Source organism: Intestinimonas massiliensis (ex Afouda et al. 2020) (assembly GCF_900626285.1).
Taxonomy (GTDB): domain Bacteria; phylum Bacillota; class Clostridia; order Oscillospirales; family Oscillospiraceae; genus Flavonifractor; species Flavonifractor massiliensis_A.
Map to the genome: position 1 here is coordinate 1,517,655 of NZ_LR131147.1, position 15,867 is coordinate 1,533,521.

The 15,867-nt window shown below is 60.5% G+C and carries 12 protein-coding genes and 1 pseudogene; 8 read left to right on the top strand and 5 right to left on the bottom strand.

Annotated features, from left to right (window positions below):
• The first annotated feature begins 84 nt into the window (after positions 1-84).
• A pseudogene (gene lysS / locus E0E41_RS07760) lies at positions 85-1,598 on the top strand (lysine--tRNA ligase).
• On the opposite strand, the gene E0E41_RS07765 reads toward lysS, so the two are convergent.
• Both E0E41_RS07765 and E0E41_RS07770 read right to left on the bottom strand, forming a co-directional pair.
• The gene (locus E0E41_RS07765; RefSeq protein ID WP_130869410.1) at positions 1,586-2,569 is read right to left on the bottom strand and encodes an NAD(P)-dependent oxidoreductase; all 984 of its coding nucleotides are present in this window, start codon (positions 2,567-2,569) and stop codon (positions 1,586-1,588) included. The pseudogene lysS and the gene E0E41_RS07765 sit on opposite strands and share 13 nt — an antisense overlap.
• Before the next feature lie 88 nt (positions 2,570-2,657).
• Entirely contained in the window at positions 2,658-3,635 is a 978-nt protein-coding gene (locus tag E0E41_RS07770) for an amidohydrolase family protein (RefSeq protein WP_368019909.1), read from the bottom strand.
• Between E0E41_RS07770 and E0E41_RS07775 the strand changes: the two genes are divergently transcribed.
• On the top strand, positions 3,604-3,762 hold the full coding sequence (locus E0E41_RS07775) for a helix-turn-helix domain-containing protein (protein ID WP_242623829.1): 159 nt from the start codon (positions 3,604-3,606) through the stop codon (positions 3,760-3,762). The genes E0E41_RS07770 and E0E41_RS07775 overlap by 32 nt on opposite strands.
• 152 nt (positions 3,763-3,914) lie before the next feature.
• Here the strand turns inward: E0E41_RS07775 and galE are convergent, their stop codons facing one another.
• The 3 genes from galE to E0E41_RS07790 form a co-directional block, all read right to left on the bottom strand.
• Positions 3,915-5,045: a UDP-glucose 4-epimerase GalE gene (galE, locus tag E0E41_RS07780; RefSeq protein ID WP_130869412.1), complete on the bottom strand. Its 1,131-nt coding sequence runs from the start codon at positions 5,043-5,045 to the stop codon at positions 3,915-3,917.
• A 45-nt stretch (positions 5,046-5,090) separates the two neighbouring features.
• Entirely contained in the window at positions 5,091-6,926 is a 1,836-nt protein-coding gene (locus E0E41_RS07785) for an alpha-amylase family glycosyl hydrolase (protein ID WP_368019910.1), read from the bottom strand.
• Between the two features lie 96 nt (positions 6,927-7,022).
• Entirely contained in the window at positions 7,023-7,736 is a 714-nt protein-coding gene (locus E0E41_RS07790) for a YesL family protein (RefSeq protein WP_165450526.1), read from the bottom strand.
• Between the two features lie 282 nt (positions 7,737-8,018).
• On the opposite strand from E0E41_RS07790, the gene E0E41_RS07795 reads away from it, so the two are divergent.
• The 6 genes from E0E41_RS07795 to E0E41_RS07820 all read left to right on the top strand — a co-directional run bounded on the left by E0E41_RS07795 (position 8,019) and on the right by E0E41_RS07820 (position 15,856).
• Positions 8,019-9,122 (top strand): ABC transporter ATP-binding protein, encoded by a 1,104-nt coding sequence (locus E0E41_RS07795; RefSeq protein ID WP_130869414.1) that lies wholly within the window; start codon positions 8,019-8,021, stop codon positions 9,120-9,122.
• 74 nt (positions 9,123-9,196) lie between these two features.
• Positions 9,197-10,084 carry an AraC family transcriptional regulator gene (locus E0E41_RS07800; protein ID WP_130869415.1) on the top strand — a complete coding sequence of 296 codons (888 nt, stop codon included), beginning with the start codon at positions 9,197-9,199 and terminating at the stop codon, positions 10,082-10,084.
• Positions 10,085-10,431: 347 nt separating this feature from the next.
• Positions 10,432-11,715 (top strand): ABC transporter substrate-binding protein, encoded by a 1,284-nt coding sequence (locus E0E41_RS07805; RefSeq protein WP_130869416.1) that lies wholly within the window; start codon positions 10,432-10,434, stop codon positions 11,713-11,715.
• A 15-nt stretch (positions 11,716-11,730) separates the two neighbouring features.
• Positions 11,731-12,627: a carbohydrate ABC transporter permease gene (locus E0E41_RS07810; RefSeq protein WP_242623727.1), complete on the top strand. Its 897-nt coding sequence runs from the start codon at positions 11,731-11,733 to the stop codon at positions 12,625-12,627.
• Between the two features lie 15 nt (positions 12,628-12,642).
• On the top strand, positions 12,643-13,482 hold the full coding sequence (locus E0E41_RS07815; protein ID WP_130869417.1) for a carbohydrate ABC transporter permease: 840 nt from the start codon (positions 12,643-12,645) through the stop codon (positions 13,480-13,482).
• A gap of 187 nt (positions 13,483-13,669) precedes the next feature.
• Positions 13,670-15,856 carry an alpha-galactosidase gene (locus E0E41_RS07820; RefSeq protein WP_130869418.1) on the top strand — a complete coding sequence of 729 codons (2,187 nt, stop codon included), beginning with the start codon at positions 13,670-13,672 and terminating at the stop codon, positions 15,854-15,856.
• Positions 15,857-15,867: the final 11 nt, after the last annotated feature.

Consider the following 15,867-nt stretch of genomic DNA (forward strand, 5'->3'; position numbering starts at 1 on the left):
AATAGGCGTCTGGAAAGTTCCCTCATGGTATCCACACAGGCAATGTAAAGGCAAACGGAACAGGAATGACAAAGGAGAATATAAATGGCCGAAACAATCAACGAAACCAACAGTCAGGGAAGCGCACAGGAAATTTCTCAGCAGAGACAGATCCGCCGGGAAAAGTTGGTCAAGCTTCAGGAAGAGGGCTGTGATCCCTTTCAGATCACTCGCTACCAGGTGGACAACGATTCCGCCAATATCAAGGAGAACTTCGATACGCTGGAGGGACAGAAGGTCTCTCTGGCCGGTCGCCTCATGTCCAAACGTGGCATGGGCAGGGTCTCCTTCTGCGATCTGCAGGATAAGTCCGGCCGCATCCAGCTCTACGCCCGGAAGGACGAGATGGAGGAAGAGGAGTACAACCGTTTTAAGAGGTATGACATCGGTGACATCGTGGGCGTCAAGGGTGAGGTGTTCCGCACTCAGCGGGGCGAGATGTCCGTGCGGGTGCAGAAGGTAACGCTGCTCTCCAAGTCCCTGCTGCCTTTGCCTGAGAAGTTCCACGGACTGACCAACACCGAGCTTCGTTACCGTCAGCGCTACGTGGATCTGATCGTCAACCCGGAAGTAAAACGCAACTTTATGATCCGCTCCCAGTTCATCCAGCATGTGCGCAGCTTCATGAATGCCCGGGGTTTTATGGAGGTGGAGACCCCCGTGCTCAACACCATTTCCGGCGGCGCCACCGCCCGGCCCTTCATCACCCACCACAACACCCTGGACATCGACATGTACATGCGTATCGCCACCGAGCTACCTCTGAAGCGGCTGATCGTGGGCGGTATGGACCGGGTGTATGAGATCGGCCGCATCTTCCGCAACGAGGGCATGGACCCCAAACACAATCCCGAGTTCACCACCATCGAGCTCTATCAGGCCTACGCCGACTTCAACGACATGATGGATCTGTTCGAGGACCTGCTGTCCTCCGCCGCCCAGAAGATCCTGGGCACCTACCAGGTGGAGTGGCAGGGGGAGAAGATCGACCTGACTCCCGGCTGGCCCCGTATGCCCATGCACGAAGCGGTAAAGAAGTACTGCGGCATTGACTTTATGTCAATCACTACCGACGAGGAGGCGGTCGCCGCCGCCAAGTCCATCGGCGTAGAGCTGCCCGAGACCGCCGACAAGACCTGGGGCAACGCCCTGTATGAGTGCTTTGATCAGAAGGTGGAGGAGAAGCTCATTCAGCCCACCTTTATCACCATGCACCCCGTGGATGTGTCACCCCTGGCCAAGCGCTCCCCCAAAGATCCCCGGCTCACCGAGCGTTTCGAACTGTTCATCTGCCACAGCGAGATGGGCAACGCCTTCTCCGAGCTCAATGACCCCATCGACCAGCGTCAGCGCTTCCAGAAGCAGGTGGAGCTGCGGGACAAGGGTGACGAAGAGGCCGGCATGATGGACGAGGACTTCCTCACCGCTCGGAGTATGGCATGCCTCCGACAGGCGGCCTGGGCATCGGCATTGACCGCTGTGTCATGATGCTCACCAATTCCGATACGATTCGTGAGGTCATATTGTTCCCCACCATGAAGCCTATTCACAAGGAGTAACACCTTAAAGCATCCGGATTTACTAGGTTCGGATGCAATCCATACTCCAGATAGTCAATGATATTCTTGCTTGCAAGCTGCGCCATCTTAATGCGGGTCTCCACGGTAGCGGTGGCCATATGGGCACCCAGGACCACATTAGTCATTCCCTTCAATGCATTTGGGATATCGGGCTCGTGTTCAAAAACATCAAGGCCGGCCCCTGCGATCAGCTTCTTCTCCAGGGCCTCCACAAGCTCTGCCTCCTTGACGATGGGACCCCGGCCCACATTGATAAAATACGCTGACCGCTTCATCTGTTCAAACTGCTCCATACCCAGCAGCTGGCGGGTCTCCCCGGTCAGAGGAAGACAGACCACCACCACATCGGATTCCCGGAGCAGTCGCTCCATGGACGGAACGTAGACCGCTCCATACTCCGCCTCCACATCCGCGGGAAGCCGGTGGCGGTTGTGATAGCTGACCTCCATCAAAAAGGCCCGTGCGCGGCGGGCAACCGCCTTGCCGATCCGTCCCATGCCCAGGATTCCCAACCGCTTGCCGTCCAGGCCATGTCCCAGGTTAGCGATAGGTCCCCAAAGCAAGTCCGGGCACAGGCGCAGCTTGTGGTCGGTCTCCGCGATGCGGCGAACCACTGCCAGCATCAGGCCCACTGCGAATTCGGCCGTGGCCTCGGTGACCACGTCGGGCAGGTTACACACCAAAATCCCTCGCTCGCTCAGGGCGCTCAGGTTGATATTGTCGTATCCCACACTGTGGGTACTTATAACTTTGATCCGTTCCATCCGGTCAATCGCCTGAGCATCGATCGGAAAACCGCAGGCGATCAGCGCGTCATACTGGGGCAGCACACCCAATATCTCCTCACGCTTTGGGAGCCGTGAGGGATAGTAAACGTCATATCGCTCAAACAGCTCAGAAAGTCCCTCCCGCAGGATTGGATAAGGGACCATCACTTTCCGTTTCGCCATACTGATACCTCCCTGGCGGAGCCTGCAAAGCTCCGGACCGCGCAAACCATTCGCGCGGTCCGGAGCAGCAGGCTATTTTATTTCATACTCAGGCTGCAAGCCATCCGATGGAGACGCACTGACCGTCCCCATACCAGGTCACGTTCCGGCCCAGTCCTTCAAACAGGGCCCGCGCCGGCACATAGTATACCCCGTTCACCTCCGCAACAGGCACGGTGGCGGTCCGGCCCTCCAGAGTGACTTCCGCCTGGCCGTCTGCCACAGACGTCTGGGCACCGATCCCATTTGCCGTATCATTCAGCGGAACATAAATCTTGCCCGGCTCCACCACAACGTCGCTGTTAAAGGTCATAGGAAGGCCGTTCCAGACCACGGTAGGCTGGGACAGATCCTTAGTATAGACCACCTGGCCGCCGGAAACGGTCATCAGGGCCTGGATGTCCTTGATATCCTCCTCTGGACAGGTCATATAATCCCGGTCGATCACCACAAAGTCTGCCACCTTACCGGCCTCCAGGGAGCCCTTCCACTCCTCGCTGTACTCGGCATAGGCCGCCCAGATGGTAAAGGACCGCAGGGCCTCCTCACGGGTCATGCACTGCTGGGCATACCAGCCCTCGGAGGGATTGCCCAGCCGATCTTTCCGGGTTACGGCGGCATACAGGCCGAAATAGGGATTGGTATACTCTGTAGGCGCATCGGAGCCGCCCGGAATGATCCCGCCTCTGTCCAGGATCTCACGCCACGCGTAGGCGTACTGGATGCGCTCATGGCCCACACGGTCCTCCGCCATATTCATATCGGAGGTGGCATGGGTGGGCTGCATGCTGGCGATGACCCCCAGCTCCATGGCCCGTTCCACCAGGTCCTGGCTGGCGATCTGGAAGTGCTCGATCCGCATACGGGGGTCCTCTCTGGGGTTTTCCTCCATGACCTTTTCGTAAATACGCAGCGCCTGATCGATGGCTGCGTCTCCGATGGAGTGGGTGGCAACCTGATAGCCGGCGTCATAGGCGCACTTGACCATTTCGTACATGGCCTCGTCGGTATGCTGTTCCTCTCTCACCGTCGGAGATGTGGGCTATCTGGTCGGGTTTTGCGAGCAGAGCTATTTTGTCAAGGTGTTCCGCAAATATACCGGCATCACACCCAGGCAGTACCGGCAGCAGGCATTATCCTCCTGGCCGCCATAAGGATCAGGGCGGGCCGCTTATTCCTGTTCCCGGCCGCTCTCCCTAACGGTCCCGGAAACCACCGATACATAAAAAAGACAGGCGTATGGAGCAGCCGGGCAGGCTATTCCATACGCCTATCTTTTTCTGGTTTTTTCAGGCCGGCGCCCCGGTCATTTCTCCTCAAAGCCGTGGGGGTGGTCCTTGTGCCAGGCCCAGGCGGTGGCCACGATGGTGGACAGGTCGTTGTACCTGGGCTTCCACCCCAGCACCTTCACCGCCTTCTCCGAGGAGGCGATGAGCTGGGCCGGATCCCCCGCCCGCCGGGGGGCCATATTGGCGGGGATGGGGTGGCCGGTCACCTCCCGGGCCACCTCGATGACCTCGTTGACGGTAAAGCCCACGCCGTTGCCCAGGTTGAACACGTTGTTCTCCCCGCCCTTCATCAGGTAGTCCAGGGCCAGGATATGGGCCTGGGCCAGATCGGTGACGTGGATGTAATCCCGGATGCAGGTGCCGTCCTTGGTGGGGTAGTCGTTACCGAACACGCTGACTGCCTCCCGCTGGCCCAGCGGCACCTGGAGGATAATGGGGATCAGGTGGGTCTCCGGGTCGTGGGCCTCACCGATCTTTCCCGAAACGTGGGCGCCGCAGGCGTTGAAGTACCGCAGGGCCACATATTTCAGTCCGTGGGCCCGGGACACCCAGCCCATCATGTGCTCCATGGCCAGCTTGGTCTGGCCGTAGCAGTTGGTGGGGATGGTCTTGTCGTCCTCCAGGATGGGCACCCGCTCGGGCTCCCCGTAGGTGGCGGCGGTGGAGGAGAACACGATCTTATCCACCCCGTGGGCCACCATGGACTGGAGGAGCACCATGGTGCCGTAGAGGTTGTTGTCATAGTACTTCAGGGGGTCGGACATGGATTCCCCCACCTGGGAGGAGGCGGCGAAGTGGATAACGCCGTCGATCTTTTCCGCCTGGAACAGGGTATCCAGGGCACCCCGGNGCACCATGGTGCCGTAGAGGTTGTTGTCATAGTACTTCAGGGGGTCGGACATGGATTCCCCCACCTGGGAGGAGGCGGCGAAGTGGATAACGCCGTCGATCTTTTCCGCCTGGAACAGGGTATCCAGGGCACCCCGGTCCCGGATATCCAGCTGATAGAACTTGGCCTTGGGGTGGACGGCAGCCCGGAAGCCGGTCTGCAGATTGTCGGCCACCACCACCTCACGGCCCGCGTCGATCAGTTCATACACCGTGTGGGAGCCGATATATCCGGCTCCGCCCAATACCAGAATTGCCATTTCAGATCTACTCCTTTCACAGCAAGCCGCGGGTCACACCGCCGCTCAGTTCTTTTTGAGCCAGAGGAAGCCATAGCCGGGGAGGGTCAGGCTCCCGCCCTCCAGCTCCTGCCCGCTCACCAGATCGGTCAGCCGGCCCGCCGGGCAGGCGGCGGTCTGGGGCTGCTCGGAGAAGTTGAACAGGGCGATCAGCTCCTCCTCCCCATACCGGCGGCGGATGGCCAGAACAGAGCCGTTCCAGGCATCCAGCAGGGTGACCTCCGCGTCGGCCCGGAACACCTGCTCCTTCCCCCGGATGGTCTCCAGCCGCCGCAGGCCCTGGAAAATCCGGCCGGGAACGGTGCTCTCGTCCCGGCACAGCGCCGCCTGGTCCCACTGGAACTTGCCCCGGTGGAGGTAGCGGCTGTCGTCGAACTTGGCCGGGTCCCCGTGGTAGTTGTAGTCATTCAGCCGGCCCACCTCGTCGCCGCTGTACAGGACGGGGATGCCGCTCTGGGAGAACATCCAGGCGTGGAGCATCAGGTCGCAGCGGATGCCCCGCTCCAGGGCGTCGGGGTCGCCGCTGACCAGGGCGCTCTCCACGCCGCACAGGGAGGCAGTGGTGCCGCACAGCCGGGCGTCCCCCAGCCGGGGGTCGTCGTTGTACAGCTCGCCCCGGGACCAGCTGCCCGGCCACCGGCCGGTGAACCAGTCGTTGAGGTATTTCTTGTGGGGGACCTCCTTCTGTCCCTGCTGCCGGAACAGCCAGGGATAGTCCAGGCCCCAGCCGATGTCGTCATGGCAGCGCAGGTAGTTCTGGAACAGATAGGTCCTGGGGAGGGCGCAGACCTGCTCCATCTGGTGGCGGAGCAGCCCCACGTCCCGGGTGGCCACCGTGTTCCAGGTGGTACACATGGTGGTCACATTGTAGAGCATATCACACTCGGGCCGCTCCGGCGTGCCGAAATAGGGGGCCACCTTGGAGGGCTCCATGACCACCTCGCCCAGCAGCAGCACCCCGGGGCAGACCACCTGGCAGGCCAGATGGATCAGGCGCACCAGGGTATGTACCTGGGGCAGATTGCGGCAGCTGGTGCCCAGCTGCTTCCAGATGTAGGGCACCGCGTCCAGCCGGATCACGTCCATGCCCCGGTTGGCCAGATAGAGCAGGTTCCCCGTCATGTCGTTGAGCACCATGGGATTGCCGTAGTTCAGGTCCCACTGGAAGGGGTAGAAGGAGGTCATGACGTACTGGCCGCAGTCCCGGAGATAGGTGAAGTTTCCCGGGGCGGTGGTGGGAAATACCTGGGGAACCGTCTGTTCAAACTGGGCGGGAATGCTCCAGTTGTCGTAGAAAAAGTAGCGGCTGCGGGCCACCGGGTCTCCCGCTCGGGCGGCCTTGGCCCAGGGGTGCTCCTCGCTGGTGTGGTTGAGCACGAAGTCCAGGCACAGGGCGATGCCCTTTTCCCGGCAGGCGTCGGCCAGGTTCTCCAGATCCTCCATGGTGCCCAGATCGGGGCGCACCTTCCGGAAATCGGATACCGCATAGCCGCCGTCGCTCTTTCCCGCCGGAGAATCCAGCAGGGGCATCAGGTGGAGGTAGTTGACGCCGCACTCCTCCAGATAGGGCAGCTTCTCCCGCACCCCGTTCAGGGTCCCGGCAAAGCAGGAGGGATAGAGCATCATGCCCAGCATCTTGCTGGACCGGCACCAGTCCGGATCGGCCAGCCGCTGCTCGTCCTGCCGCCGCAGCGCAGGCTTCCGCTGAGCCAGGGAATCCTCCAGCATTCTGAGGAAATAGGAGAATGCCTCCTCATTTTCCCCGTAAAGGGAGAAGTAGAGCCATCTCATCTCCTCCAGGCAGGGCGCAAGCCGCGCCTCAAACAACTCTTCTTGCTTCACTGTACAGTCTCTTCCTTTCTGAAGGCCGCCCTGCCGGCAGCCTTCATCAGGCCGGCAGGGAGCTTCCCCTTCCCCGGCTGAATTTAGATTGGCGTATCAGGATACCGTATCGGAATCCTCCTCCTGAGGCATCTCCTTCGGTGCGGGGCAGTAGTCCCGCAGCAGGGTGCGCAGGAAGAAGTTGGACAGCAGACAGGGCGCGGAAAAGCCCAGCAGCAGCATATAGATCAGGCTGATGGGCAGCTCCAGGATCCCGAACAACAGCAGGCCGTACCCCACTGCCGCGGCCACAATGGGCCGGAGGGGCCTGCCCAGCCCCAGCGCCAGGGCCAGCCGGAGAGCGGGCCGCAGCTTCATACCCATGCTCAGAGCGCCGTACAGGCAGCCCGAGGTGAGCAGGGTCACCAGCAGGATCGTGGAGCACACCAGAAACGGCGCAAACATCACCAGGTTTTGGGTGGCCTGCAGCAGATAAAAATAGGCGCCGAAGCCGGAGGCCGCCAGCGGGAGGGCAGTGAGGAAAAAGGCGCCGTAGGCCTGCTTCCAATAGGTGCGGAAGGCGGTGCGGTAGTCGTAAAAGCACAGCACCGGCTGATCCAGCATCATTTTGCGGATCACCTGATTCATGGCAAAAATCGCCGGAGGAATGGTGACCACCGGAATGCAGGAGACCACAAACAGCAAATTCAAAAGGAAGATGGTGCCCGCCTCCAGCTGGATGATCTGCAGCAGCCGGGCCGGGCCGGTCTTTTCCGGCTCGTCCTTGGGGATACCCGGGCCGGGAACATTATAGTCTTTGCGGAAAAACAAAGGGACCCCTTCCTTCCACGTCCTTATCAGCGTGAACATATCATACCATATCCCGCAATTCAATAGCAATAAACTGACAGCGTAGGTAATTTGATGATATATCCCGTTTGGCAGGGCGTTTTATCATCTTTTTACCGAGGCTATCATTTTTTTGCTATTGCGAAGGGATATCGCCCATGCTATTCTAGGTCTCAAAGAGGGCTGCTTTGAAATTTGCCGGCCAATCCGCCGGAAAGTGTCATCAATAAATTACCCATTCAAAAAAATGGAGGTCAAGGAGTCATGGCAAGCATTACGTTCAAGCACGTCAATAAAACCTACCCCGGCAACGTGACCGTTGTCCCCGATCTGAATCTGGAGATCAAGGACAAGGAATTCGTCATTCTGGTCGGTCCCTCCGGCTGCGGCAAGTCCACCACCCTGCGGATGATCGCCGGCCTGGAGGACATCACCGACGGCGAGCTGTACATCGGCGACCGTCTGGTAAACGACGTGGCGCCCAAGGACCGTGACATCGCCATGGTCTTTCAGAACTACGCCCTCTATCCCCACATGACGGTCTACAAGAACATCGCCTTCGGCCTGATCCAGCAGAAGGTGCCCAAGGACGAGATCGACCGCCGGGTCCACGAGGCGGCCCGGGCCCTGGATCTGGAGCACCTGCTCAACCGCAAGCCCAAGGCTCTCTCCGGCGGCCAGCGGCAGCGTGTGTCCCTGGGCCGCGCCATGGTGCGCAACCCCGCCGTGTTCCTGCTGGATGAGCCCCTGTCCAACCTGGACGCCAAACTGCGCACCGCCATGCGCTCCGAGATCAGCCGCCTGCACAAGCGGCTCCAGACCACCTTCGTCTACGTCACCCACGACCAGACCGAGGCCATGACCATGGGCGACCGCATCGTGGTGATGAAAGACGGCGTGATCCAGCAGAACGACGCCCCTCAGGTGCTCTACGACTACCCCTGCAACCTGTTTGTGGCCGGCTTTATCGGCTCGCCCCAGATGAACTTCCTGGACGCCGTCATCGCCAAGAAGGGGGACGGGTATGCGGCCCAGGTATGCGGCACTGCCGTGGCCCTGCCCGCCCGGATGAACGAAGCGGTGGCCCCCTACGTGGGCAAGACCGTGGTGCTGGGCATCCGCCCCGAGGATGTGATTGCGGCGGACGCCGGCCAGCCGGCCGGTCCGGAGAGCCTGACCTCCACCGTGGAGATCGCCGAGCTCATGGGCGCCGAGATCAGCCTGCACGTGGACTGCCAGGGCAACCGGATGGTGATCCGCACGGAGCCCACCTTCAAGGGCCGTGAGGGCGACACTGCCATTCTGACCTTCAAGAACGAGAAGATCCACCTCTTCGACAAGGAGACCGAGCAGGCCATCGCCCACTGAGCACGGAGACAGACCCATCGGCCAAAGGGACAGGAGGCGGCTTCGCCCCTGTCCCTTTTTGGGAGGAACACCACATGATTTCCAATCCAGCAAAAGCGCGGGAGATCCGTCCCGCCCCGCCCGACCCGGCACTGAACGGCCTGCTGACCCTCTCCTCGGCCCGGGTCCTCACCCTGCCCTCCGGCAGCTGCCACAGGGGATACGCCGGGGATCTGTGCTGCTGTCTCCTTGCCGCGGTTGAGGGAGCCGTAACCGTCTCCTCCTACACCGGGAACGACGTTCTGTCCCCGGGCCAGGCGCTGGCCCTCTGGCAGTGCGGGGAGTTTTCCGTACAGTCGGTGGGGGAAGGCGTATGTATGCTGGTACAGCTCCAGGGGGAGCTGCCCGGCCGGCTTCTGGCCGGCCGTCTGGCTGACGGAACCGCCTGCTTTCCCAAGGGCGCGGCGGCAGTGCGGGAGGCGGTGCTGGCCCTGTCCGTTCTGGAGGACGAGCATGCGCCGGTAAGCGGAACCCCCGCCTCCGCCTACGCCTATACCATGCTGGCCAACCTGATCAGCGGGCCCTCTTCCGGCGGAGAACGGGGAGGGGAAGAATCCCTCTCCCCGCTTGTGGAGGCGGCGGTGGGCATCATCCAGGAGGAATTTCCCTTCCTGGAGGGGCTGGACGAGCTGGCGGAGCGGCTGGAGGTGTCCAAGGCTCACCTGATCCGCACCTTTACCCGGCAGACCGGTGTCTCCCCCGGGCGCTACATTACCCACCTGCGGATCGAGTATGCCAAGCTCCTGCTCCGGGGCGAGGATCCCTCCATCACCTATGTGGCGGAGGCCTCCGGCTTTGCCAACGCCAACTATTTCGCCAAGGTGTTCCGCCGGGAAACCGGCATGTCACCCAGCGAATACATGGAAACAGCCCCCCGGCAGGACCGGAAGGAACCGCCGAAGCGGGCTCCCTTCCCGTGGTAGGAGGAGATACACAGCACATTTTGATATATTGGATTCCTCAGTTTTTGAAGTCTGCTCTGTCTCATTTGGAGCCAGTTATCTCATCTTCCTAATGGATTCCAGCTCGTTTCGTCTTATTGCACAAAAAATGTACTGCTATAATTAGTAATTTAACGAAAATGTTTTAAATATGCCCAAATGTCGTTTAATATGCGCGCAAGGCGTATTATACGATATTTGGGCATATTTTTACGGTACACTTTCATTTACAGTTTAGACATAATCATTATATTATGAATATAATTTTACGGCACCTTTTTCTGGTGCCGATGGAAGCGCGGAACAAGCAAAAGAGGAGGAGAGATGTCATGAAAAAGGTACCACGCATACTGGCCCTGCTTCTGGCAGCAGCGCTGATGCTGCCGCTCTCCGGATGCGGCTCGTCAGACGGCAAGACCCATCTGACGTTCCAGATCTGGGATGTGGCCCAGCGGGACGGTATGCAGGCCATGTGTGATGCTTATACCGCCAATGTGAACCCGGATGTGGTGATCGAGGTCCAGGTCACCAGCTGGAGCGAGTACTGGACCAAGCTGGAGGCCGCAGCCGAAAGCAACACCCTGCCGGATCTGTTCTGGATGCACACCGATCAGATCCTGTATTACTCCGAGTTCGGGATGCTGGCCGATGTCACCGACCTGTTCCCCTATGAGGAGCACTACAGCGATATCTCCATCAGCAACGCCCAGGGCTCCGACGGCAGGATGTACGGCGTGCCCAAGGACAAGGACAATGTCTGCCTGGTCTATAACAAGGAGATGTTTGATGCCGCCGGGGTGGCCTATCCCGACGAGACCTGGACGTGGGACGACCTGGTCTCCGCCTCCCAGGCCATCTATGACGCCACCGGCAATTACGGCTACATGGCCTACAACGACGAGCAGCTGGGCTATCACAACTTTGTCTATCAGAACGGCGGCTGCATCCTGACCGAGGACAAGACCAAGGGCGGCTTTGACCAGGAGGCCACACGGGACGCCGTGAAGTTCTATGTAGACCTGCAGAGCTACGACTGGTGCCCCAACCAGGCCTACTTTGCCGAGACCACTCCCGGCACCGCCTTCTTCTCCGAAAAGGGCGCCATGTTCCTGGAGGGCAGCTGGAACCTGCTGGCTGAGATGACCAACTACCCCGACATGGTGGGCAAGTGGGACGTGGCGGTGCTGCCTGCCGCTCCCGATCCCGTCAGCGGTGACGGCCGGGCCACCATCTCCAACGGCCTGACCTACGCCACCGGCGCCCACGGCAAAAATCTGGACATCGCCCTTGACGTGCTGAAGTACTTCGCCGGCGAGGATGCCCAGCGGATTCAGGGCGAGTCCGGTGCCGCCATCCCCGCCTATGAGGGGCTGGAGGAAACCTGGATCAGCGCCTTCGACCAGTTTGATTACCAGCTGGATCTGGAGGCCATTATGAGCCAGTTTGACTACTGCGTGCAGTACGTCAACAACTCCGCCCGTCCCAAGTGGAAGAGCGGCGTGGTGGATATCATGACCAGCATTTACAACGGCTCGGTGGACATTGATACCGGCCTGGATGAGATCCAGAATCTGATCAATACCGAGACCGCCAAAAAGCTGGCCGATTCCTGAGAGGAGGGGTGACACATGGGAAAGAAAGCAATGAGGCTTTCTGCCGCCGCCCGGCGGGAGGAGCACTGGGGCTATCTGATGATCGCCCCCACCATTATCGGCCTGGTGGTGCTGAACCTGTGGCCGTTCGTCCAGACCATCTACACCAGCTTCTGTGAGCACCTGGGGTTCGGCCACTACAAGTTCATCGGCATCGGCAACTATGTGGAGATGTTCCAGAGTCCGGAAGTGTGGCGGGCCACCTGGAATACCATTCTGTTCTGTATCCTCACCGTGCCGGTGGGACTGTTCCTGTCCCTGCTGGTGGCCATGATGCTCAACGCCAAGATCAAGGGCAAGGGCATTTTCCGCACCATCTTCTTCCTGCCCATGGTGTGCGCCCCCGCCGCCATCACCATGGTGTGGCGCTGGATCTTCAACAGCGACTACGGCATTCTCAACCAGCTGCTGGGCGCCCACATCAACTGGATCACCGATTCCCACTTCGTGATGATCGCCTGCGCCATCGTGGCCATCTGGAGCAACATCGGCTATGACGCGGTGCTGCTGCTGGCCGGCCTGCAGAACATCTCCAAGACCTACTATGAGGCCGCTGAGATCGACGGCACCAGCAAGATCAATCAGTTCTTCCAGATCACCCTGCCCATGGTCTCCCCCACCCTGTTCGTGGTGATGATCATGCGTCTGATGTCCTCCATCAAGGTCTACGACCTGATCTACATGATGGTGGAGGATACCAACCCGGCCCTGACCTCGGTACAAAGCCTGATGTACCTGTTCTACCGGGAGACCTTCGTAGCCGGCAGCCGCGGCTACGGCGCCGCCATCGTGGTGTGGACCGTGGTGCTCATCGGCGCCATCACCGTCATCCAGTTCATTGGCCAGAAAAAGTGGGTCAATTATGACGTGTAAGGGAGGGGAATACCGATGAAACAAAGCTCTATGCGCAATACAAAACGGCTTACCACCATCCTTACTTACGTATTTCTGATCCTGGGCGCCGTTATTATGATCTTCCCCTTCGTGTGGATGATCCTGACCAGCTTCAAGACCCAGACGGAGAGCATGCAGATCCCGCCGGTGATCTTCCCATCCCACTGGAATCTGGACAACTTCGCGGATGCCATCGCCTCCCTGCCCTTTGTCAACATGTACATCAACACCGCGCTGATGGTCCTCTTCCGGGTGATCTGTGCCGTGGTGTTCAGCTCCATGGCGGGCTACGCCTTCGCCAAGCTGCAGTTCCGGGGCAAAAACATCCTCTTCGGCCTGATTCTGGTGCAGATGTCCCTGCCCTCCCAGATCTTTATTCTGCCCCAGTATCAGATGGTGGCAAAGATGGGCATGGCCAACACCGTGTTCGCCCTGGTATTCCCGGGCATCGTCTCCGCCTTCGGCACCTTCTTCCTGCGGCAGACCTACATGGGCATCCCCACTGAGATCGGCGAGGCCGCCTGTCTGGACGGATGCAACCAGTTCCAGACGTTCGTCAAGGTCATGTTCCCCCTGACCGGCACCTCGGTGGCCGCCCTGACCATCTTCACCGCCGTGTTCGCTTACGGCGACCTGATGTGGCCTCTGGTGGTCAACTCCGACCTGAAGATGATGACCCTGTCCTCCGGCCTTGCCACCCTGCGGGGCCAGTTCTCCACCAATTTCCCCGTCCTGATGGCAGGCAGCCTGCTGGCCATGCTGCCCATGGTGATCCTGTACATGATCTTCCAGCGCCAGTTCATCGAAGGCATTGCCAACACCGGCGGGAAATAATCTGTCAGCTCCCGTTTATGCGACAGCCTCTGCACTGGCCTCTGACCAACCTGCCGGGGCTGTCGCATTTTTATGAATTTTCGGATCTGCCCTTGAAACTAACCCAAATATCGCTTAGAATGGTTGGGCTGTATGAAATTCCGCTGTATACGGGACACTACAGATCTTTCTTTGCGAGGAGTCTTCTATGATTATCCAAGATAATGAAAAGCGGCTCTTTACTTTACAGACCCGCAGCACCACCTATCAGATCAAAGCAGACCAAAACGGGGTCCTGCTCCATACCTACTACGGACCGAAGCTCTCGGGCGGCGATCTGTCCCGGCTGATCCGATTTGCCGACCGGGGCTTCTCTCCCAATCCAAACGAGGCGGGAAACGACCGCACCTATTCCCTGGACACCCTGCCCCAGGAGTACTCCGGATCGGGTGCGGGAGATTTTCGTCTGCCCTCTCTGGAGCTGGAGCTGTCCGACGGCAGCTATGTGGCGGACCTCCGGTACATAGACGCCAAGCTGCAGAGCGGGAAGTACACGCTGGAAGCCATGCCCGCCTTCTTCGGTTCCGCTGAAGACGCAGATACGCTGATCATCACCCTGGAGGACGCGGCCGCCCATGTCCGGGTGGAGCTGCTCTACGGTGTGTTCGAGGCATACGATCTCATCACCCGGGCGGCCCGCATCGTGAACTGCGGGGATACACCGGTCCGTCTGCACCGGGCCGCCTCCCTGTGCCTGGATTTTCCCAGCGCCGACCTGGACTTTATCACCTTTGACGGCGGCCATGTAAAGGAGCGGGGCCTGAACCGGACCCGCCTGCGCCCCGGGGTCCAGTCAGTGGGCAGCATCCGCGGGATCTCCAGCCACCAGCACAACCCCTTTGTGATGCTGTGTGAACCCGGCGCCGACGAGGAGCACGGGACCTGCTACGGTGCCGCCCTGCTGTACAGCGGCAACTTTGAGGCGGCTGTGGAGCGGTGTCAGTTTGAGGACGCCCGGCTGACCATGGGCATCCACCCCTTCCACTTCTGCTGGACTCTGGAGCCCGGCCAGACGTTCACCACGCCGGAGGCGGCGCTGCTCTGTTCCCCCAGCGGCTTTGGTGAGATGAGCCGGCAGTTCCACCGGGCCATCCGGGCCCATCTGCTCCGGGATGTCTGGCAGGACCGCCGCAAGCCCATTCTGGTCAACAGCTGGGAGGCCTTCTATTTTGACTACGATCATGATCGGCTGCTCCGGTTTGCCAGGGAAGCTGCCGCCCTGGGCATGGAACTGTTTGTGCTGGACGACGGCTGGTTCGGCCACCGGAACGACGACTGCAGCAGTCTGGGCGACTGGTGGGTCAACAAGGAAAAGCTCCCCGGGGGCCTGGGCGCCCTGTCGAAGGAGATCAACGCTCTGGGCATGGAGTTTGGCCTGTGGATCGAGCCGGAGATGGTCAGCGAAGACAGCTGCCTCTATCAGGCGCACCCGGACTGGGTGCTGAATCCCGCCGGCCGGCCCTATACCCGGGGCCGCTGCCAGCTGGTACTGGACTATACCCGGGAAGAGGTCCGGGAATATATCTTCCAGGCCCTGCAGAAGCTGCTGGACAACGCCAATATCTCCTATCTGAAATGGGATATGAACCGTGCGCTGACCCAGGTCTGGTCCGTCGCCCTTCCCAGTGGCCGGCAGGGCGAGGTCTACCACCGCTATGTGCTGGGTGTCTACGCTCTGCTGGAGCGGGTCCGGCAGGCCAACCCCCACACTTTGATTGAGGGCTGCTCCGGCGGCGGCGGCCGGTTCGACATGGGTATGCTGTACTACACGCCCCAGATCTGGTGCAGCGACAACACCGACGCCATCGACCGGCTGTCCATCCAGTACGGCACCTCCTTCGCCTATCCCCCCGCCACCATGGGGGCCCACGTCTCCGCCGTGCCCAACGAGCAGACCGGCCGCAGCGTCCCCCTGGAGACCCGGGGTACCGTGGCCCTGTCCGGCACCTTCGGCTACGAGATGGATCTGGGCACCTTGTCTGAGGAGGAGAAGACCCTGGTGGTCCGGCAGATCCAGGCCTACAAGGAGAGCTATGAGCTGATCCAGACCGGAGACTATTACCGGCTGACCCCGCCCTCTCCCGACGGAGCGCCTACCGCCTGGCTCCACGTGTCCTCCGACCGCCGGTCGGCGCTGCTCAGTGTGGTGTCCGGGCAGGTCCATGCCGGCCCGCCCTTCCGGCGGGTGAAGCTGCGGGGTCTGGACCCCGCGCTCCGGTACCGGCTGACCGGCGACGATACCCCGTGGCCCGGCGATGTACTGATGCAGGCCGGCTATCCGCTCCCCATGCTGGGCGAGTATCAGAGCCTCCGTCTCTGGCTGAAGGCAGAATAAGCAAAAGAGCT